The sequence below is a fragment of the Streptomyces sp. NPDC059567 genome (genome assembly GCF_042735655.1).
Classification (GTDB): domain Bacteria; phylum Actinomycetota; class Actinomycetes; order Streptomycetales; family Streptomycetaceae; genus Streptomyces.
Window position 1 is genome coordinate 1 of sequence record NZ_JBHWBS010000217.1, and the last position, 1400, is coordinate 1400.

The 1400-nt window shown below is 72.5% G+C and carries 1 protein-coding gene; it reads right to left on the bottom strand.

Translation table 11 applies throughout. The annotated features are described in order from the left end of the window. Positions 1–1400, bottom strand: a 1400-nt coding sequence (locus ACFVZW_RS37080) for a condensation domain-containing protein (protein ID WP_384531015.1), incomplete at both ends; no start/stop codon positions are given.

Genomic DNA, 1400 nt, shown 5'->3' on the forward strand with positions numbered 1-1400 from the left:
TCGAACAGCTCGTGCACAAGCCCCGCCGAACCATCCGACGCCGTGTCGTTCCAGCCGACCAGCACCCGCCGACGCTCGTCCTCAGCCAGCACCTCGATGGAGGTGAGCGGCAGGTCCGGGCCGCCGTCAAGTGCGACCTCCAGTGCGGAGACCAGGTTGCCCGCAGCGGTGCGCACGAGGGTGCAGACCGCGAGGGAGTCGATGGGCGCGACCGAGTCGACGGCCACCTCCGTGCGGTCCCCGTAGTCGTCGAGCAGGACGACCAGCGGGTAGTTGGTGCGCTCGCGCACCGACAGCAGCCGCACTCCTTCCATGCCCTCGTCGACGCCACGGCCTGGGTTGCGCCGGTAGTTGAGGAAGGAGGTGAACAGCGGGGTGTCGCCGGTGACCCCGCTGGCACGCTGGGCGACGACCAGCGGGGCGTGCTCGTGTTCCAGGAGTTCCGCGAGCTGGCCGCGCATCGCGGACACGGCGGCGAGCGCGCCGAGTTCGTCCGTCCGTATGCGCACGGGCAGGGTGTTCATGAAGGGGCCCGCCACCCGGTCGGCCCCGGAGCCCGCGTTCACCCGGCCGTACAGGACGGTGCCGAAGACCACGTCCTCACGGCCGCTGACGGCGGCGAGGACCCGGGCCCAGGCGACGTGCAGGACGGTCGCCGTGCTGATACCGGCGCGGCGGGCGACGGTCCGCAGCCGGCGGTCCAACTCATCCGGGAACGGGAGGACTTCGTGGACCGTGTCGGCGCCGTCTCCCCGCACGTCCGCCATGCCGTACGGGGCGGTGGGCTCGGTGACGTCGCCGAGGAGGTCGGTGAAGTAGCGCTCGTGCCCGGCCCGGTCGGCCCTGCCGCGCACCTGAGCGACGAAGTTGCGGAACGGCAGCGGCTCGGGCAGTTCGTCGCCCCAGCCCGCCAGCAATGCCTCGACCTCGTCGAGGACGACCTGGAGCGCGGTGTGGTCGCGAACGGTGTGGTGCATGCGCACGAGGACCAGCCAGCGGTCTCCACCGGGGTCGGCCGCGACGTGGGCGCCGAGGAGCGGGGCCCGCCCGAGGTCCATGTGGGCGCCGCCGGTCTCGACGAGCTCGGCCACGGGGTCGGAGCACTGCGGGTCGAGGGTGACTCCCTCGACGGGCAGGGTGGCGTGGCGCCATACGACCTGGACCGGCTCGCTCAGGCCCTCCCACGCGAACGAGGTCCGGTAGATGTCGTGCCGGTCCACCACGCACTGGAGGGCGTCGGTGAACGCGTCCGCCCGGTCGCGGGAGTCGAACTCCAGGACGGCACGCATGACGTAGGCGTCCTCGCCGCCGTCGGCGAGGAGGTGGTGGAAGAGCAGGCCCTCCTGGAGCGGGGCGAGCGGGTAGACGTCCTTGACGTTGGCGGCGCCGCCGTCGACGGT